Raw genomic sequence first — 18,772 nt, 5'->3', positions numbered from 1 at the left:
CCGTGCTCACCGCAATCGTGTTCCTGCCGCTGGCCGTCGCGGTCCTCCTGGCGCTGCTGCCGGCGAGGCTGCCCGCGCGGTTCCTCGTCTGGACCTGGATCGTCACCGCCGCCGCCGACCTGGCGCTCGTCGTGGCGACCTGGCTGCGCTTCGACCCGGACGGGGGCCGGCAGTTCACCGAGCGGGCGTCCTGGATCCCGCAGGCGGGGGTGAGCTACCACGTCGCCGTGGACGGGTTGTCGCTGCCGCTGCTGGCCATGACCGCCGTGCTCTTCCTCGCCGTCGCGATCCGCTCGCTGCACGAGACCCGGCGGGTACGGGCACACGTCGGTATCTTCCTCTTCCTGCAATCCGTCTGCCTGGGCCTCTTCGTCGCCCAGGACCTGATCCTCTTCTTCCTCTTCTTCGACCTCTCCATCGTCGGGATGTACTTCCTCATCGCCGGCTGGGGTCACGGGCCGGGGGCCCGGGCGGCGGCGCTGAAGTTCTTCCTCTACACCTTCACCGGCTCGCTCGCGCTGCTGCTCGGCTTCATCGGCCTCTACCTGGCCGCCCGCCCGCACACCTTCGACATGGTCGCGCTCGCCGCCGCCGACCCGCTCGCCGGCCGGGGCGGCTACGCCGGGCTGGTGCTGCTGGCGATCGGGCTCGGGCTGGCCATCAAGACCCCGACCGTGCCGCTGCACACCTGGCTGCCGCCGGCACACACCGACGCCCCGGCGACCGGCTCGGCGATCCTGGCCGGCGTACTGCTGAAGATGGGAACCTACGGTTTCGTCCGGATCGCCATGCCGCTGCTGCCGGAGGCGTGGCGCCGCTACGCGCTGGTCTTCGTCGTGGTCGGTGTCGTCTCGGTGCTGTACGGGGCCCTCGTCGCCCTGGCACAGACCAACGTCAAGCGCATGATCGCCTACACCTCGGTCAACCACATGGGCTACGTCCTGCTGGCGCTCGGCGCGGCCGGGACCGTGGCCGGCGACGATCTGGCCGCCCGCGAGCTGGCGGTCACCGGGGCCGTCACCCAGATGGTCAGCCACGGCCTGCTCACCGGCGCGCTCTTCCTGCTCACCGGCGTCTTCCACGACCGGCGGCGCGACTACACCATCGCCGGCTACTCCGGGCTGGCCGGCCCGGCGCCGGTCTTCGCCGGGGTCACCGCGGTGGCCGTCTTCGGCAGCCTCGGCCTGCCGGGGCTGAGCGGGTTCATCGCCGAGTTCCAGATCTTCACCGGCAGCCTCTCCGTGCGGCCGGTCGCCACCGCCCTGGCGATCCTCGGCATCCTGATCACCGCCGCCCTGCTGCTGCGCGCCCTGCAACAGATCTTCCTCGGCCCACTGCGGCTGCCCGGAGCGGGACCGGGCGGGGGCGGGCCGGCTGCCGGGACCGACCCGGCGGGCGGGGAGGGGTTCCGGGACCTGCGGCCACACGAGCTGATCTCCGTCGCGCCGCTGCTGGTGCTGGCGATCGTCATCGGTGTCGCGCCCCGGTTCCTGCTCGACGTCGTCGAGCCTGCCAGCCGTACCCTGGTCGGCCTGGTGTCGAGGTGAACGAGAACGTCGCCGCGCTCCTTCCCGAGACCGCGCTGGCCGCCGCCGCCGTGCTCGGCCTGCTGGCCGGGTCGTGGCTGCCCCGCCGCCGGCAGTGGCCGGTCGCGGCCCTGGTCGCCGTCGCCTGCCTGGTCGGGCTCGGCGCCGCCGCGGCCCCGCTGGTCTCGGGCCGCACCGAGCTGGTCTTCTCGCGGGTCTTCGCGGTGGACGCGGCCACCGGGGTCGGTCGGCTCGTGGTGCTGGCCGCGCTGCTGCTGGTGGTCTGCCTCTCCGTCGAGAGCGTCGCCGGGCAGAAGCGGGAGAGCGAGTACGTCGTGCTGCTGGCGCTCTCCGCCACCGGCAGCCTGGCCATGATCGGCGCCGCCGACCTGCTCATGCTCTTCGCCGGTTTCCTGCTCACCAGCATCCCGGCGTACGGACTGACCGGCTGGGCCCGCGACCGGCTGCCCCTGGAGGCGGCGCTGAAGTACTACCTGCTCGGGGCCCTCTGCGGGGTCGTCATGCTGGCCGGCACCGCCCTGCTCTACGCGGCGGCCGGCGCGACCGGCTACGCCGAGCTCCGCGCCGCGCTGCCGGCCGCACCGCACTGGCTCACCGCGCTCGGCACCGTGGGTGTCCTGGTCGGCCTGCTCTTCAAGGCCGGCGCGGTACCGGCGCACTTCTGGGTGCCGGACGTCACCGACGGCACGCCCGCGCCGGTCGCCGCCTACCTCACCACGCTGCCCAAGGTCGGCGCGCTGGTCGCCGCGTACCGGCTGGTGCACCAGGCGCTGCCGACCAGCGGCGTCGACTGGGCCCTGCTGCTCGCCGTCGTCGCGGCGGCCTCCATGACGCTCGGCAACCTCGCCGCGTTCTTCCAGGACTCGGTGCGGCGGCTGCTCGGCTACTCCACGATCAGCCAGGTCGGCTACCTGCTCGTCGCGGTCGCGGTGGCCGAGCGCAGCGACCGCGCCCAGCAGGCCCTGCTCTTCTACCTCGCCGCCTACGCGGTCACCAACCTCGGCGCCTTCGCGGTGGTGACCCACCTGCCCCGGGCGCGCACGCTCGGGGACTACCGTGGCCTGGCCGCCCGCCGTCCCGCGCTCGCCGGAGTCCTGCTGGTCTGCCTGCTGGGACTGGTCGGCACCCCGCCCACCGCCGTCTTCCTGGGCAAGCTGGAGATCTTCACGGCGGCCGTCGACGGCCGCTACACCTGGCTCGCCGCGCTCGCCGTGCTGAACACCGTGGCGTCGCTCTTCTACTACCTGCGCTGGCTGGTGCCGGTCTTCCGGCCGGCGCCGGAGCGGGGTGCCGGGGAGGCGCTGACCCCGGCCGGGCGGTGGTCGGGGCTGGCCGCGTACGGGGCCGGGGCCGCCTCGTTGGCGCTCGGCATCGCCGCCGCCGTCACCCTGCCGGCGACGACCGGGGCACTCCTGCCGTAGCCGCCCGAGGTCGCTACGGCGGCACCGATGCCGAACGGCGTCAGCGCGGGACCAGCGCGACGATCGGTACGCCGCCGCGCGGATCCGAACCGATCCGCTCGTACGCCGCGTCGGCGTCCGGGACACCGCCGGAGCCACGGGCGCCACCGCCGCCGGAGCCACGGGCGCCACCGCCGCCGGAGTCGTCGGAGTCATGGCCGGTGCCGTCGACCTGCTGGCCGATCGTGCGCATCAGCCAGGCGGCGGCGCGGGGGTGGCGGCGGGCGTAGTCGCGCAGCCGCCGGCCGGACTCGTCCGGCGGGAGCGGGCGGGCGGTGCCGCTGTGCCGGCGCCAGCCGACCTGGAAGGAGACCCGTGGCTCGGCCACGATGTTGCGGTACCACTGCGCCCGCGAGCCGTAGCCCGAGGCGACCAGGTAGCCCTGGTCGTCGTACCGGCCGATGACCTCCAGGACCACCTGTCGCTCCCGCCCGGTGCTGCGGCCGGTGTGGGTGAGCAGGACGAGGCGCCGCCCGAGCAGGCCGCCGAGGCCCAGCCGGTAGATCCAGATGGGTGCCCGCGCCAGGAGACGGTGCAGGCGTTTCCGTGGCGGACCCGTGAGTTTCATCCGCCGTCACTCCTCTGCGCCGCTCGACCGCCCGTCCGCTGTCGCCAAGCACCCTACGCCGGCACCAGGGGCGGGGCGCTGCGGAGCCGGCGGGGCCGGGCCAGCAGGGCAAGGCCGGTGACGCAGGCGGCGGGGATCAGGGCGTACCCGCTGAAGGCCAGCACGGCGACGACCGCGACGACGGCGACGGCGGCGACGCCCCGCAGCAGCGGCCCGGGTAGCAGCCGGCAGGCCGCGACGGTGCAGCCGAGGTAGACCACCAGGAAGAAGGTGGTCGGTACGCTGACCAGGGCGGCCAGGCTGAGCACCCCGGTGCCGAGCAGTCCGATCAGCACGGCGCCCGAGCCGAGCAGGGCGACGAGCAGCCACGGCGGCAGGGTGTCCCGGGCGGCGGGAGCCGGCGCCAGCGAGCGGGCCAGGGCGCCGGCGCCGGAGAGGTACGCGATCACGGCGCCGACGGTCAGCACCACCGCGCCGACCGCCGCGACCCCCGGCCCGACCTGGCCGACCGCGAGGCTGAGCAGGGCGGTCAGCGGCACCGAGGTGCTGGCCGCCGGACCGAGCGCGGCGACGGTCACCGCGCCCAGCGCCAGGTAGATCACGGTGGTGGTGCCGAACGCGATGCCGATGACGACCGGAAGCTGCCGGCGGGGTCGGGCGAACCGGCTCGTCAGCGGCGCGATCGCCTCCCAGCCGACGAAGGCCAGCATCAGGGTCGAGGCCGCCGGGCCGATCGCGGTCCAGCCGTGCGGCGCGAACGGCGTCCAGTTGCCGGCGCGGCTGGCCGGCGCGGCTCCGGCGACGGCGGTGACCACGATCCCGACGAGCAGCGCGACCAGCCCGAACTGCACCGAGGCGGAGGTGCGCACCCCGCCGACTGTCACCGCGATGGTGCCGAGCAGCAGCACGGCGGCGGTGCCGCAGGCGAGCCCGACACCTCCGCCGAGCAGCTCGGCGACGTAGTTTCCGCAGGTGACGGCGACGATCGGGGCACCGGTGATCACCCCGGCCAGGAAGCACCAGGCAACCGCGCGCCCGGCCCGCGGCCCGAGCCCCGCCTCGGCGTAGCCCCGGACCCCGCCGGCCGACGGGTGGCGCACGCCGAGGGCGGCGAAGACGACCGCGAAGAGGCCGGACGCGACCAGCAGGGCGGCCCAGGCCACGATCGACGCCGGCCCGGCCTGGGTCACGGCCAGGCCGGGCAGGAGCAACAGCCCCGGCCCGAGCAGGGCTCCGATGTAGAGCGCGGCGCCCCGGAGGACGCCGATGTCCGGTACGGCGGCGTGACGCGGTCTGGCCATGCGATGAAGTTTCGCAGCGTTCCCGCCGCACGCGATGGCAAATATGAGCGCCTGCTTGGCGTCCCATGCAATTTCATTGCGCTGACCAGCGGTTCTGCGGCAGCATATGCCGATGGCGACGTACGACTCCACCGACCGGGCGATCCTGGCCCGCCTCCAGGCCGACGGGCGGATCGCCAACGTCGACCTGGCCGAGGCGGTCGCGCTGTCGCCGTCGGCCTGCCTGCGCCGGGTCCGCGCCCTCGAACAGGACGGCCTGATCGCCGGTTACCGGGCCGAGTTGGACCGCGCCCGGCTCGGGCTGGACCTGACGGTCTTCATCGAGCTGAAGGTCGGCGAGCACTCGCGGGAGACCGCCGCCCGGATCGAGTCGGTGCTGACCGCCATCCCCGAGATCGTCGCCTGTCACGTCATCTCCGGCTCCGCCGACTTCCTGGTCGAGGCGGCGGTGGCCAACCTCGCCGCGTACGAGCGGCTGTTGATCGACCAGATCCTGACCATCCCGGCGATCGTCGACGCCCGCAGCACCTTCGCGATCCGCACCGTCAAGACCCGTGGACCGCTGCCCCTCGCCCAGTTGCGCTGATCCCGAGGGCGGAGCGTCCCGTACCCGCCCGTCTGCTCCCGGCCGCCCTGGTTGCGGCAGGTCAGGCGTGCGGCAGTCGTGAAATTGGCTGCTCGGGAGCGCCGGGCTGGGGCATCCTGCTTGCACGGTGTCACGGTCGGTGACCCGGGTCAGGAGGTGCGCCCGGCGATGGCGGTGGAGCTGCTGCTCTTCGGCGACGTCCGCGCACGGGTCGACGGCCGGCCGGTCGAGCTCGGCCACGCGCGGCAGCGCTGTGTGCTGGCGGCGCTGCTGGTCGACGCCAACCGGGTCGTCCCGGCCGACCGCCTGCTGGACCGGGTCTGGGGCGAGGAGCGGCCGCGGCACGCCCGCAACGCCCTCTCCGGGTACGTCTCGCGGCTGCGCGCACTGCTCGGCACTACCGGCGAGGTGGGTATCGTCCGCCGTTCCGCCGGATACCTGGTGACGGTCGATTCGGACGCGGTCGACCTGCACCGGTTCCACCGACTGCTCGCCCGGGCCCGCACCGCTGCCCGGTCAACGGGGGCGCACACCGGCGGCGAGAGCCCGGCGGCCCTGCTGAGGGAGGCGCTCTCGCTCTGCTCGGGCGAACCCTTCGGCACTCTCGACACGCCCTGGCTGACCGGGGTCCGCACCGCGCTCGCCGCCGAGCGGCTGGCCGCCGAACTCGACCTGGCCGATCTCGCCCTGGCCGCCGGACGGCACGCCGAGCTCCTCGGCGAGCTGGGCGGGCGCGCCGCCGCGTACCCGTTCGACGAGCGGGTCGCCGGGCAGCTGATGACGGCGCTGTACCGCTGCGGCCGGCAGGCCGACGCCCTCCGGCACTACCAGGAGATACGCTCCCGGCTCGCCGACGAGCTGGGCATGGACCCGGCGCCAGGGCTGCAACGGCTCCACCAGCGGATCCTGACCACCGATCCGGCGTTGGAGAGTCCACCGGCACCGGCACCGGCACCGGCTCCGGCACCGCCCCGGCCACCGGTGGAGACCACCGCGCCCGCGCCGTCGCGGGAGACCGCCGCGCCCGCGCCGCCACCGTCGGTGCCGCGTCAACTGCCTCCGCCGCCGGTCGCGTTCACCGGTCGGCGCCCCGAACTGGCCGAGCTGGACGCGCTGGTCGCCGCGCATCCGCAACCCGTCAACGCCGCGGTGCTCTCCGGATCCGCCGGAGTCGGCAAGAGCGCGCTCGCGCTCCACTGGGCGCACCGCCGCACCGACCGGTTCCCCGACGGGCAGCTCTACGTCAACCTGCGCGGCTTCGACCCCGACGGTGCGGTGGTCGACCCGGCGGAGGCCGTACGCGGATTCCTCGACGCGTTCGGGGTCGCCGCCCGGCGGATACCGGTCGAGCTCGCCGCGCAGACGGCCCTCTACCGCAGCCTGGTCGCCGGCCGGCGGGTGCTGGTCGTCCTCGACAACGCCCGGGACGCCGCACAGGTCCGCCCGCTGCTGCCCGGCGCGTCCGGCTGCACCACCGTGGTGACCAGCCGCAACCAGCTTGCCGGCCTGGTGGCAATCGACGGTGCCCGGCCGGTCACCCTGGACCTGTTCACCACCTCCGAGGCCCGGCACTTCCTGGCCCGGCGGCTCGGCACCGACCGGACGGCCGGCGAGCCCGCCGCCGTCGACGAGATCGCGGCCCGCTGCGCGCGGCTGCCCCTGGCGCTGGCCGTGGTGGCGGCCCGTGCCGCCGCGCACCGGCACTTCCGCCTCGCCGACCTGGTCGCCGAGCTACGGGGGGCGGGCGGCAGCCTCGACCCGTTCGACGGTGGCGAGCCGGCCGCCGACGTCCGGGCGGTCTTCTCCTGGTCGTACCGGGCACTCGGCCCCGCCGCCGCGCGACTCTTCCGGCTCGTCGGGCTGCACCCGGGCCCCGAACTGAGCGCACCGGCCGTGGCCGCGCTGGCCGGACTGCCCGGTGCGGCGACGCGGCGGCTGTTGACCGAGCTCGTCCGGGCGCACCTGCTCGACGAGCGGTCGCCGGGGCGGTACGTCCTGCACGACCTGCTGCGGGCGTACGCCACGGAGCGGGCCGAGGAGGAGGAGACCGGCACCGAGCGGCGTACGGCGGTGTGCCGGCTGCTCGACCACTACCTGCACACCGCGTACGCGGCCGACCGGCTGCTCTATCCGCACCGGGACCCGATCGTGCTGGCCGAGCCGGTCGCCGGGGCCGAGCCGGAGCCGCTCGCCGACCGGGCCGGGGCGGGCAGGTGGTTCCGCGCCGAGCACCGGACCCTGCACGCGCTGGTCGACCGGGCCGGGCGGACCGGGTTCGACCGACACACCTTCGAGCTGGCGTGGAGCCTCACCAGCTACTTCAACCTGGGCGGGTGCTGGCACGACCAGGTCGCCGTGCAGGGTGTCGCGCTGGAGGCGGCGTGCCGGCTCGGCGACGAGGGGGCACAGGCGCACGTACACCGGAATCTCGGCCGGGCCCAGACGCAGCTCGGCCTGCTCGACCAGGCCCACACCCACCTCACCGAGGCGTCGCGGTTGTTCGTCGCCGTCGGCGACCGCGCCAACCAGGCGCAGGTGCGGGTCAACCTGGCCCGGCTGCTGGAGCAGCAGGGTCGCGACCTGGAGGCACTGCACCACGACGAACGCTCGCTGGACCTCTATCGCGAGGTCGGACACCTGACCGGCCAGGCCCGCGCACTGAACAACATCGCCTGCATGCTGACCCGGCTCGGTGACTACGACCGGGGCCGGGAGCTGTGCCGGCAGGCGCTGCGGCTCAACGAGGAGATCGGCAACCGGCACGGCGCGGCGACGAACTGGCAGACCCTCGGCTATCTCGAGTGTGCCGCCGGGGCGTACCGGGCGGCGGTCGCCGGCTGCCGGCGGGCGCTCGACCTCTTCGACGAGGTCGGTGACCGGGCCGGCGCGGCGGAGACGCTGACCTGCCTCGGCGAGGCCCTGGCCGGCGGCGGTGAGCGCGGCGCCGCCGTCGAGGCGTGGCAACGCGCCCTCGTGCTGCACGACGAGATGGGGCATCCGGACGCCGAGCGGGTCCGCCGGCACCTGCGCGCGGTGCGGGAGGCGGGCCCGCCCGCCGCGAGCCTGCTCACCCCGGCGGCCGTACCCGGCCGGCCGGGGCGAAGCTGACGACGGCCGGTCGGCGCCGTGGCTGCCGACCGGCCGTCCGGGTGTCAGGAGGCGCAGATCGCCTGGCTGACGATGAAGTCCCAGTCCTGGCTGACCGGGGTGTTCTCCACCGCGAAGGCCTGGACGTAGTCGAGCGCGTTGGCCGGGTACACCACCTGGAGCGAGACGCCGCCGGGCGCGGTGTGGGAGATCGCCGCGCCCGCACCGTGCACCCGGGTGCCGGAGGGGCACTCCGCGAACGCGATCTTCTCGGACTCGGAGCCGCTCTCCGCCGACGGGGTGGTGACCACCTGGTAGCCGGCGGGACGGTTCACGCAGATCGCGTACGCGTCCACGGTCCAGTTGCCGGCGTAGCCGTCGGCGTCCTCGTGCGCGCTGGCCCGGAAGATGTCACCGCTGCCCGAGGCCCGGGACATGTGCAGCGCGACGTCGCGCCCCGGGTTGACGATCCGGGCACCGCCGCCGATGGCCCGCCTGCTGCCGCAGACCGCGACCGCCTCCAGCTCGGGCGGGGACGAGGTCGCCGAGTTCTGGCTACGCTCCAGCTGGTAGCCGGAGAGCCCGGACGGGCTGGCACAGATAGCGTACGCCTGCACCCACCAGTCTCCGGTCATCGTGGCCGTGGTCTCGGTGCCGGTGACCACGAAGCTGTCCGGGGTGCCGTCGGTGCGGTGCTCGGGGACGAGCTGCACCAGCGCCACCTTGGCGCTGTCCGCGGCGGCCACGGCGAAGGCCCATCCGCCACCGCCGATCACCCACTTGCCGGCGGGGCACTCGGCCCGGGCGGTGTGGGTCTGCTGCGAGTCGATCGACGACACCGGCGAGGTCACCTTCTCGATCCCGGTCACCGCGGCCGCCGGGCCCGCCCCGGCGAGCTGGACTCCGACCTGGGCGACCGCCACCACGGCGGCTCCGGCCAGGGCGAACCAGCGGTTCCTGCTTGTCATTGCCGTGTTCCTCTCTCGTGCCGGGCGTCGGTCGGCCCGGAACTGAGCACCACGGTGGCGGGCGAGGTTTCGGCAATTCTTCGGCGAAGATGAAATCGCAGGTGGCGGACTGTCTGCGGGGCATAGCCGGTGACGCCGCCCACTTCGCAGGCGCCGGGTCGCAACCACGCACCGCACACATCCGGCGGTGCCAATATCAGCTGGCCAGGGCGGTCACCAGGTGGTTGTGGCGGGGGCCGGTGATACAGTCCAGCGGCCGGTCCGGCCGTCGTCATGGCCGCGACCTGCATCCGGGGAGGGGAACGATGACTATCACGGCCGAGGAGAGCAGCCGCTTCGCGGCGCTGCTGGACAGCCAGTCGGAGCGGCTGATCGATCGCTGGACCAAGGTCGTCGCCGCCTCGTTGCGGGGGCGGATGACCGAGGCGGAGCTGCGCCAGCAGGTGCAGGAGCTCCGCCGGGGGCTGCACGCCGCCCTCGGCCACGGGGCGTTCGACCTGGCCGCCGAGGAGTCCGCCACGCTGCGCGGCGCGCTCGCGGAGATGTCCCGCAGCCGAGCCCAGCAGGGTTTCACCGCCACCGAGACGGCGGTGAGCGTCTTCGCCCTGAAGGACGCCCTGGTCGACGTCCTCGACCTGCGCTCCGGAGACAAGGAGACGCTGGCGGACTTCGTGGCCGCCTCCGGCGTCGTCGACCAACTGGGGTTGTTCACCTTCGAGCGGTACGCCCGGTCACGCGAGGAGCTCCTCGCCGAGCAGGCCGAACAGTTGCTGGAGCTCTCCACCCCGGTGGTGAAGCTCTGGGAGGGCGTGGTCGCCATCCCGCTGGTCGGCACGCTGGACTCGGCACGGGCCCAGGTCGTGATGGAGCGGCTGTTGCAGACCCTCGTCGACACCGGCTCGCCGTACGCGATCATCGACATCACCGGGGTGCCGGCGGTGGACACCCAGGTCGCGCAGCACATCCTGAAGACGGTGGTGGCGGCCCGGCTGATGGGCGCCGAGTGCATCGTCTCGGGCATCCGCCCCCAGATCGCCCAGACGATCGTGGCGCTGGGCATCGAGTTCGGTGACATCGCGACCAAGGCGACCCTGGCCGACGCGCTCCGGCACGCCCTCCGGATGATCGACAAGTCCCGCCGGGCGAGCGGCACGGTCTCCGGTGCTCCCAACGGGCGGGGGGCCTGATGGACCGGGTGCCGGTCCTCAAGATCGGTGACCTGCTGCTGGTCTCGATCCAGGTGGACATGGAGGACCAGACCGCCCTGGCGCTGCAACAGGACCTCTCCGACCGGATCGTGGAGAGCGGCTGCCACGGCGTGATCATCGATATCACGGCGATGGACATCGTCGACTCGTTCGTCGGTCGGATGCTCTCCACGATCGCCTCGATCGCCCGGGTGCTGGACGCCGAGACGGTGGTGGTCGGGATGCGGCCGGCCGTGGCGATCACCCTCGTCGAGCTGGGCCTGTCGCTGAACGGCATCCGGACCGCGCTCAACGTCGAACGCGGCATGGAGCTGCTGGCCCGGGCCCGCCGGGACGATGCGGTCGACGCGCAGGACTCGGCCGAGGACCTGGCCTGGATGCTCGCTCTCGCCCCCGGTTCCGGCCCGGGATCAGGCTCCGGCCAGCCGGCAACGGCCGCGCCTTGACCAGCGGCCCCGAGCTGACCACCAGCCAGCTCGTGACGATCAGTTCGGACGCCGACGTGGTCCGGGTCCGACAACTCGTCCGCACCACCGCGGTCGCGGTCGCGCTCTCCCTGGTCGACCAGACCAAGCTGGTCACCGCCGCGAGCGAGCTGGCCCGGAACACCCTGGTCTACGGCGGAGGCGGCGGTGCCGAGGTCGGCGTCGTCGACAGCGGCCGGCGCAGGGGAATCCGGATCGTCTTCTCCGACGACGGCCCCGGCATCGCCAACCTGGACCTGGCACTCACCGACGGCTACACCTCCGGCAGCGGCCTGGGGCTGGGGCTCGGCGGGGCGCGGCGGCTGGTCGACGAATTCGAGGTGGAGACCGGTGCCGGGCAGGGCACCCGGGTCACCATCACGAAGTGGGCGCGGTCGATGTGAGCGGCGACGACCGGCTCGTCGACGACGGTGTGTGGTTCCAGGTCGAGGAGGCCGGTGCGGTCGGCACCGTACGGCGGGCCGCCGAGCTGCTGGCCCGCCGGATGGGGCTGGACGAGGCCCGCAGCGGTGCCCTGGCGATCGTGGCGGCCGAACTCGCCAGCAACCTCGTCAAGCACGCCGACGACGGGCTGCTGCTGCTCCGGCCGGCCCGCAGCGGCCCGGTCGGCGGGGTGGAGCTGCTCGCCGTCGACTCCGGCCCCGGGATGGGCGACGTCGTCTCCTCGACCCGGGACGGCCACTCGACAGCCGGCTCACTCGGCATCGGGCTCGGGGCGATCAGCCGGCAGTCGAGCTGGACCGACCTCTACTCCCTGCCCGGACGGGGGACGGTCAGCGCCGTCCAGGTCTGGCCGGCGGAGCCGCCCGAGCCCGCCTGGGCCGCCGGGGTCAGCCGGCCGATGAGTGGCGAGCAGTCCTGCGGGGACGGGTTCGCGGTGCGCACCGTCGAGGGCCGCCGGCAGGTGTTGGTCTGTGACGGGCTCGGGCACGGGCCACTCGCCGCCGTGGCGGCCCGGGCCACCGTACACGCGTTTCAGCTCGCTCCGGCGGTGCCACCGGCAACGGTGCTGGAGCACCTGCACCGGGCGACCGCGCACACCCGGGGGGCCGCCGCCGCCGTCGCGGAACTCGACCCGGCCGCCGGCCTGGTCCGGTACGCCGGACTCGGCAACATCTCCGGCTGCGTGCTGCACCAGGACGAGCGGCGCGGCCTGGTGTCCATGCCGGGCATCGTCGGTCACCAGCGGCGGACGATACGCGAATTCGACTACCCGTTCCCGGACGGCGCCTGCCTCGTGATGCACACCGACGGGGTGACCGACCGCTGGCGACTGGCCGACTACCCCGGGCTGCGCCGGCGTTCACCGCAGGTGATCGCCGGCACGATCCTGCGGGACGCCGCCGTACGCCGTGACGACGCCTGCGTCCTCGTCGCCCTGGCCACGGCGTGACCGGGGACCGACCATGAGCGATCGGACGGCCACCGGGCCCGCGCTGCTGCGGATGCCGCTGCGCGCCGAGTCGGACGTCTTCCTGGTCCGCCAGCGCGGTCGCGAGGTCGCCGCCGCCGTCGGCCTGGAACACCAGGACCAGATCCGGCTCGCCACCGCGCTCAGCGAGATCGGCCGCTACCTGGTCGTCACGCTACCCACTCCGGTACGTGCCGACGTCGCCTTCTCGGTGACGGCCGACGGGACTCCGGCGGCGGGCGACAGCGCCCTCCCGCTGATGGTCGAGGAGGCACCGGCGACGCTGGTCACCGAGGTCACGACCAGCCTGCCGGCCGGCGGCTCGGAACGGATGCTCTCCGACGCCCTGGTGGTGGGCCGGTTGGTCGACAGTTTCACCGTGACCGGGGAGGGCGGCCGGACCGTCATCCGGATGACCCGCCGGATACCCGCCCCGATTGGCCCCCTCACCCGGGAGCGGCTGGACGTGATCCGCGACAACCTGAACGCGGCGGCGCCCCGTACGCCGCTGGAGGAGATGGCCGAGCAGAACGAGCAGCTGCTGGCGGCCCTGGAACAGACCCGGGCGCAACGCGACGAACTCGCCCGGCTCAACGAGGAACTCGCCGAGACCAACCGGGGCGTGCTGGCGCTCTACACCCAGCTCTCCGAGGAACTCGACCAGACCAACCGGGGCGTCGTCGCGCTGCACGCCGAGCTGGAGGAGCGGTCCGTGCAGCTCCGTGCGGCCAGCGAGGCGAAGAGCCGCTTCCTGGCCAACGTCAGCCACGAGCTCCGCGCGCCGGTGACCGCGGTGATCGGACTGACCCGGCTGCTGCTGGACCCGGCCTCCGACCCGCTCACCGCCGAGCAGCGGGAGCAGGCCGAACTCATCCGCGGCTCCGCCGCCGACCTGCTGTCGCTGGTCAACGACCTGCTCGACCTGGGCAAGGCGGAGTCCGGCACGATCGAGCCGAACTGGAGCGACGTCGAGCTGCGCACCGTCTTCGGCCAGCTCCGGGGCACCGTACGCGCGATGGCCACCCGGCCGGAGGTGGCGCTGGTCGTGGTCGACCCCGCACCGCCGGGGCTGATCCACACCGACGAGGTGCTGCTCACCCAGGTGCTGCGCAACCTGCTGCACAACGGGCTCAAGTTCACCGAGCGCGGCGAGGTGCGGATGACCGCGCAGACCGGCGAGGACGGGTGGACGATCCGGGTCAGCGACACCGGGATCGGCGTACCGGCCGAACTCCAGGAGCGGATTTTCGAGGAGTTCTACCAGGTACCGGGGCGGCGATCACCGACCGGTGCCCGGGGCACGGGGCTCGGCCTCCCGTACGCCCGCCGGCTGGCCCGGCTGCTCGGCGGCGATCTGCGGGTGGCCAGCGAGCCGGGTGCCGGCAGCACCTTCACCGTCCACCTACCGCTGCGGCCGTCGCCGTGACCGGCGCGGAACGGGTCGGCACCGGCGCCACCATCCTGGTGGTCGACGACAGCGCCGCAAAGCGTTACCTGCTGGTGAGCTGGCTCACCCGGGCCGGCTTCAGGGTGGTGCAGGCCGACAGCGGCCACGCGGCGCTGGACCGGATGGCGCGGGAGGAGATCGACCTGGTCGTGCTCGACGTACGGCTGGGCGACATGAGCGGCTTCGAGGTGAGCGAACGGATCAAGGCCGATCCCCGGAACGCCTCCCGGCCGGTCATCCACGTCTCGGCGCACGCGGTCAGTGTCGCCGACCGGGCGCAGGGCCTGACCCGGGGCGCCGACGCCTACCTCGTCGAGCCGATCGAGCCGGACGAGCTGATCGCCACCACCCAGGCGGCGCTGCGCTACTACCGTGCCCGGAGCCGGGCCGAGTTGCTCGCTGCCCGGCTCGCCGCCCTCGTCGAGACCACCCTGGCGGTGAACAGCGCGACCTCTTTCGCACCGCTGCTGGACGCGGCGGCGAGCGGGGCGGCCCGGATCTTCGGCACCGGCTCGACGGTGGCCGGGCAGGACGCCGACGGCCGCCGGTGGGCGGCGGTGGTCGGCGGGCCCGGCGGGCGGGTGACGATCCGGGAGTGGGCGGCCGACCTGCACGCGGTACCGGTCGGCGTGGGTATGCACCTCGTGCCGGCGGCGGAGTGGCCGCTGCCGGTCGGCTCGGCGGAACGGGTCTGCGTCGCCACCGCCCGGCTCCGGGCGGACCGCCCGGCGGTGCAGGTTGCCGTGCCCGAGTCCGCCCTGACCACCGAGTCCGACACGCTCAGCCAACTCGTCCAGGCGGTGGCGACGGCGGTCGAGGCGCAGCGCTCCTATGACGAGGAACACCGGATCGCGGTGATGCTCCAGCGCAGCCTGCTGCCGCAGCGGCTGCCCGACGTGGCCGGGCTCGACCTCGCCGTCTGCTACGAGCCGGCGAGCGCGCAGACCGAGGTCGGCGGCGACTTCTACGAACTCGCCGTGATCGACGACCGGCTGGTCGCGGCGATCGGCGATGTCGCGGGCCACTCGCTGCACGCCGCGACGGTGATGGCCGAACTCCGGCACGCAATCCGGGCGTACGCGGTGGAGCGGCATCCGCCCGGCGCGGTCCTGGAACGGGTCAACGAACTCCTCCGGAGCCTGCTGCCGGGCGAGTTCGCCACGCTCTGCCTGCTGACCCTCGAACCCGAGACCGGCCGGGTCCGGATGGCCAGCGCCGGTCACCTGCCGCCGCTGCTCGTCACCGACTCGACCGAGTTCGTCGAGCAACGCGCACCGCTGCTCGGTGTCCGCGCGCGGCGCCCGGCCGACCTGGAGTTCGTCCTTCCGCCCGGCGCGACCCTGGTCCTCTACACCGACGGCCTGGTCGAACGCCGCGAGGTCGACCTCGACCGGCGGCTCGCCGAGTTGGCGGTCGCGGCGGCCACGGTCGAGCCGGACCTCGACGCGTTCTGTCAACGGCTGCTGGCCGAGCTCACCCCGGGGGAGATCACCGACGACATCGCCGTGCTGGCGTTGCGTCGACACTGAACCTGTCCGATTCGGACGTGCCGGTGGGTCGGACGTGCCGGTGGGCCGGACGTGCGGTAGGCCCGGCTGCCGGGAGGGGGACCTACGGGGCGTCACTGACAACCGGCCGCCGGTACGCTGCCGGGGTGACGGACGGCGGATTCCGGCTGGGGGTCGACTACGGCACGTCGCACACGGTTGCCGTGCTGGGCTGGCCGGACGGGCGTACCCGCCCGCTGCTCTTCGACGGTTCGCCGCTCCTCGCCTCGGCCACCTGTGTCGATGACGAGGGCACCATCCTCTCCGGTCAGGATGCGACAGGTGCCGCCCGGCGGTGTCCGCAGGGCTTCGAGCCGTACCCGAAGCGGCGGATCGACGAAGGCTCGGTCTGGCTCGGCGACCGCGAAATCGCCGTCACCTCGCTGGTCGCCGCCACACTCGCCCGGGTCGCCGAGGAGGCCGGGCGGGTGGCCGGACCGGAGGTGCTCGAATCCGTGCTGCTCACCGCTCCCGCGACCTGGGGCCCGACCCGACGGGCGCTGCTGGTGGCCGCCGCCGTGCGTGCCGGCCTGCCCGAGCCCCGGCTCGCCGCCGAGCCGGTCGCCGCCGCGAGCTACCTGGTCCGGTCCGGCGGGCGGGCCGTGCCGACCGGTGGTCACGTCGTCGTCTACGACCTCGGTGCCGGCACCTTCGACGCCACCGTGGTCCGGCGCACCGCCGCGGGCGGCTTCACCGTGCTGGCCACCGACGGGCTGGCCCAGACCGGCGGGCTGGACGTCGACGCGGCGCTCGTCGCGTACGCCGGCCGGATGCTGGCGGCCCGCGATCCGGTCCGCTGGCGGCGGCTGACCGCACCCGACGACGACGCCGACCGGCGGGCCGCCCTGACCCTCTGGGACGAGGCGCGCCGGGCGAAGGAGACCCTCAGCCGCGCCTCGGTCGGCTATGTACACGTGCCGCTCTTCGAGGAGGCGGTGCCGATCGGCCGGGAGGAGTTCGAACGGCTGGCCGGGGTGGTGCTGGAGCGCACGGTCGAACTGACGGTGGCCGCCATCCGCTCGGCCGGCCCCAGGGCGGCACCGGCGACGATCGTCCTCGTCGGGGGTGCCAGCCGGATCCCACTGGCCGCCACCCTGCTGCACCGGGCTTTCGGGGTGGCGCCGGTCGTCACGGAGCAGCCGGAGCTCGTGGTGGCCGAGGGTGCTCTCGCGGTGGTGCCGGACGACATGCTCCCGGCCGGCACTGCTCCGCCGGCACCGGTCTCACCGCCGCCGGCATCGGTCTCACCGCCGCCGCCGGCATCGATCTCACCGCCGCCGGCACCGGTCTCACCGCCGCCGGCATCGTCGTCTCCGGACCGACTGGTCCCGTCGACTCCGCCGGTCGGTACGGCACGCCGGACGCGCCGCCACGCCGCTGTCGCCACGGCCGTTGTGGTAGCCGTCTGCGTGGCGCTCGCCGTGGTGGCGCTGCGTCCGTGGGACCGGCGCGAGTCCGGCGGCACCGCCGACCCCACCCCGAGCGCCTCGGCACCGCCGGTCTTCGCCGACGGCACCACCATGCAACGGCTACAGGCGGCGCAGCGGATCGTCATCGGCAGCCGGTTCGACCTGCCCGGCACCGGCTATCGGGAACCCGACGGTACGATGACAGGCTTCGATGTGGAGATCGGCCGGCTGATCGCCACCGAACTCGGCATCGATCCGGCCGACGTGCAGTGGACGGAGACGTCGCTGTCGGCCCGGGAGCAGATCATCGAGGAGGGCCGGGCCGACATCGTCGTCGCCACCTACACCATCACCGAGGCCCGCGCCCAACGAGTCGCGTTCGCCGGCCCGTACCACCTGCCGGGGCAGCAGTTGGTGGTGCGCGACAACGAGACCGTGATCGACGGCCCGGAGTCGCTGACCACGGGGACGCGGATCTGCACGGTGACCGGCACCCCACACGGTGACCGGCTCGAAGAGCACCTCGGCGAGCGGTCGTTTGTCCTGGTGTCGACGGACAGCTACCAGAAGTGCGCGGAGCAGCTCTCCGTCGGCGCGGTCGACGCGATCACCTCGGACGGGCCGACCCTGGTGGGGCTCGTCGCCGCCGGCGCCGGCCGGTTCCGGCTGGTCGGCAGACCCTTCGCGCCCCAGCCGTACGGCATCGGCCTGCGCCGGGAGGACGAGGCGTTCCGGATCTGGCTCGACGCGGTGTTGCGGCGGGTCGTCACGGACGGCCGCTGGCAGGCCGCCTGGCAGCGCACCGTCGGCCGGTACGACCAGCACGAACCCACCGTGCCCGAGGTCCGCTGAACCCGCAGCTCGAATTCGGTGTGGAGGTCCGCCAGGTTCCACGGGGCAGGTCGGCACGCCGGGCGAGCCGCACCGGTAGGGCGGGACCTCTGGTCGAGAATAGGCGCTGTGTCGACATCATCCGCGCGATCGGGCAGGTCGGCCCGGCAACCGTCCCGCGCCGGACCCTGGCCGGGGCCGGCGTCGCTCGCCGCCGGGTCGACCCTGGACTACTACCTGATCCGGCCCGACAACGCGGCCGTCGCCGGACCGGCGGGGATTCTCGTCGAGGAGTTCGCGCTCGGCGAGGAGTATTCGGCGGTCCGGCTCGACAGCACCGGGTGGACGGCCGGCGGTCGCCGCTGGCAGGACGCCTCGGCCTTCAGCCGGGGCATGCGTACCGACGCCGGTCTCCGGGACCGGGTGGTCGGAGTCTCCCGGCAGGAGGTCGAATTCGTCTACCGCCATCTCGGCGGCGGCGAACTGCCGGGCGAGGAGACGCTGCGCGGATACTTCGAGGAAGGCACCCGGCTGCCCGGATCCGCACCGCTGCGGCTGAGCCCCGCCCGGGTCACCGCCGGCTTCTTCGAGACCCGGGGCTATCGGATCCTCTTCACCGCCGGGCTCGACCCGGACGGCCTGACCAAACTGCTCGGCACCTGGCGGATGGCGCCCCGGCACCACGGCACCGCCACACCGACCGGAATCGTCGGCACCGCTCGTCGCGGGATCGGCCGCGACGCGTTCACGTGGGAGCTGCGCCGCATCGGCGCCGGCGCGGCCTGGTCCGTCGACCTCACCGCCGACCTGGCCGGAAGCCGGGACGACGCCATCGGCCCGCTGCTGCGCGAGCTGACCACGGCGGCCCGGCTGGCGGGGCTGATCCCGGTGACGATCGAGCGCCTCCGCTGACCGGG

15 protein-coding genes are annotated in these 18,772 nt (G+C 74.1%); 12 read left to right on the top strand and 3 right to left on the bottom strand.

Going from position 1 to position 18,772, the window contains the following annotated elements; translation table 11 throughout:
• The first annotated feature begins 2 nt into the window (after window positions 1-2).
• Both ACN28C_RS12455 and ACN28C_RS12450 read left to right on the top strand, forming a co-directional pair.
• Complete coding sequence (locus tag ACN28C_RS12455; RefSeq protein ID WP_422773637.1) at window positions 3-1,547, top strand: complex I subunit 4 family protein; 1,545 nt, start codon at window positions 3-5, stop codon at window positions 1,545-1,547.
• Window positions 1,544-2,968 carry an NADH-quinone oxidoreductase subunit N gene (locus tag ACN28C_RS12450; RefSeq protein WP_422773636.1) on the top strand — a complete coding sequence of 475 codons (1,425 nt, stop codon included), beginning with the start codon at window positions 1,544-1,546 and terminating at the stop codon, window positions 2,966-2,968. The genes ACN28C_RS12455 and ACN28C_RS12450 overlap by 4 nt, the downstream gene beginning before the upstream one ends.
• Before the next feature lie 40 nt (window positions 2,969-3,008).
• Here ACN28C_RS12450 and ACN28C_RS12445 read toward each other — a convergent pair whose 3' ends face one another.
• Together ACN28C_RS12445 and ACN28C_RS12440 are read right to left on the bottom strand one after the other, a co-directional pair.
• The gene (locus tag ACN28C_RS12445; RefSeq protein WP_422773635.1) at window positions 3,009-3,575 is read right to left on the bottom strand and encodes a nitroreductase family deazaflavin-dependent oxidoreductase; all 567 of its coding nucleotides are present in this window, start codon (window positions 3,573-3,575) and stop codon (window positions 3,009-3,011) included.
• 53 nt (window positions 3,576-3,628) lie between these two features.
• The gene (locus tag ACN28C_RS12440) at window positions 3,629-4,876 is read right to left on the bottom strand and encodes an APC family permease (RefSeq protein ID WP_422773634.1); all 1,248 of its coding nucleotides are present in this window, start codon (window positions 4,874-4,876) and stop codon (window positions 3,629-3,631) included.
• 112 nt (window positions 4,877-4,988) lie between these two features.
• Between ACN28C_RS12440 and ACN28C_RS12435 the strand changes: the two genes are divergently transcribed.
• Together ACN28C_RS12435 and ACN28C_RS12430 are read left to right on the top strand one after the other, a co-directional pair.
• Window positions 4,989-5,462 (top strand): Lrp/AsnC family transcriptional regulator, encoded by a 474-nt coding sequence (locus ACN28C_RS12435; protein WP_421494769.1) that lies wholly within the window; start codon window positions 4,989-4,991, stop codon window positions 5,460-5,462.
• A 168-nt stretch (window positions 5,463-5,630) separates the two neighbouring features.
• A complete protein-coding gene (locus ACN28C_RS12430; RefSeq protein WP_422773633.1) occupies window positions 5,631-8,570 on the top strand; it encodes an AfsR/SARP family transcriptional regulator in 2,940 nt (979 codons plus the stop codon).
• Window positions 8,571-8,614: 44 nt separating this feature from the next.
• Here the strand turns inward: ACN28C_RS12430 and ACN28C_RS12425 are convergent, their stop codons facing one another.
• Window positions 8,615-9,517, bottom strand: coding sequence for a hypothetical protein (locus tag ACN28C_RS12425; RefSeq protein ID WP_422773632.1), 903 nt, complete (start codon window positions 9,515-9,517; stop codon window positions 8,615-8,617).
• 305 nt (window positions 9,518-9,822) lie between these two features.
• On the opposite strand from ACN28C_RS12425, the gene ACN28C_RS12420 reads away from it, so the two are divergent.
• From ACN28C_RS12420 to ACN28C_RS12385, 8 genes are all read left to right on the top strand, one after another.
• Window positions 9,823-10,704: an STAS domain-containing protein gene (locus ACN28C_RS12420; RefSeq protein ID WP_422773631.1), complete on the top strand. Its 882-nt coding sequence runs from the start codon at window positions 9,823-9,825 to the stop codon at window positions 10,702-10,704.
• The gene (locus tag ACN28C_RS12415; RefSeq protein WP_422773630.1) at window positions 10,704-11,171 is read left to right on the top strand and encodes an STAS domain-containing protein; all 468 of its coding nucleotides are present in this window, start codon (window positions 10,704-10,706) and stop codon (window positions 11,169-11,171) included. The genes ACN28C_RS12420 and ACN28C_RS12415 overlap by 1 nt, the downstream gene beginning before the upstream one ends.
• A complete protein-coding gene (locus ACN28C_RS12410) occupies window positions 11,168-11,593 on the top strand; it encodes an ATP-binding protein (RefSeq protein ID WP_422773629.1) in 426 nt (141 codons plus the stop codon). The genes ACN28C_RS12415 and ACN28C_RS12410 overlap by 4 nt, the downstream gene beginning before the upstream one ends.
• Window positions 11,575-12,603 (top strand): SpoIIE family protein phosphatase, encoded by a 1,029-nt coding sequence (locus ACN28C_RS12405; RefSeq protein WP_422773628.1) that lies wholly within the window; start codon window positions 11,575-11,577, stop codon window positions 12,601-12,603. The genes ACN28C_RS12410 and ACN28C_RS12405 overlap by 19 nt, the downstream gene beginning before the upstream one ends.
• A gap of 13 nt (window positions 12,604-12,616) precedes the next feature.
• The gene (locus tag ACN28C_RS12400; RefSeq protein WP_422773627.1) at window positions 12,617-14,047 is read left to right on the top strand and encodes a sensor histidine kinase; all 1,431 of its coding nucleotides are present in this window, start codon (window positions 12,617-12,619) and stop codon (window positions 14,045-14,047) included.
• On the top strand, window positions 14,044-15,597 hold the full coding sequence (locus tag ACN28C_RS12395) for a SpoIIE family protein phosphatase (protein ID WP_422773626.1): 1,554 nt from the start codon (window positions 14,044-14,046) through the stop codon (window positions 15,595-15,597). Before ACN28C_RS12400 ends, ACN28C_RS12395 begins: the two co-directional genes overlap by 4 nt.
• A 125-nt stretch (window positions 15,598-15,722) precedes the next feature.
• Window positions 15,723-17,876 (top strand): Hsp70 family protein, encoded by a 2,154-nt coding sequence (locus ACN28C_RS12390; protein WP_422773625.1) that lies wholly within the window; start codon window positions 15,723-15,725, stop codon window positions 17,874-17,876.
• A gap of 108 nt (window positions 17,877-17,984) precedes the next feature.
• Window positions 17,985-18,767, top strand: a complete 783-nt coding sequence (locus ACN28C_RS12385; RefSeq protein WP_422773624.1) for a hypothetical protein — start codon at window positions 17,985-17,987, stop codon at window positions 18,765-18,767.
• The last annotated feature ends 5 nt before the right edge of the window (window positions 18,768-18,772 follow it).

It is taken from the genome of Plantactinospora sp. WMMC1484 (genome assembly GCF_049315195.1).
Lineage (GTDB): Bacteria > Actinomycetota > Actinomycetes > Mycobacteriales > Micromonosporaceae > Plantactinospora.
This window is presented reverse-complemented; position numbering and strand designations above follow the sequence as displayed.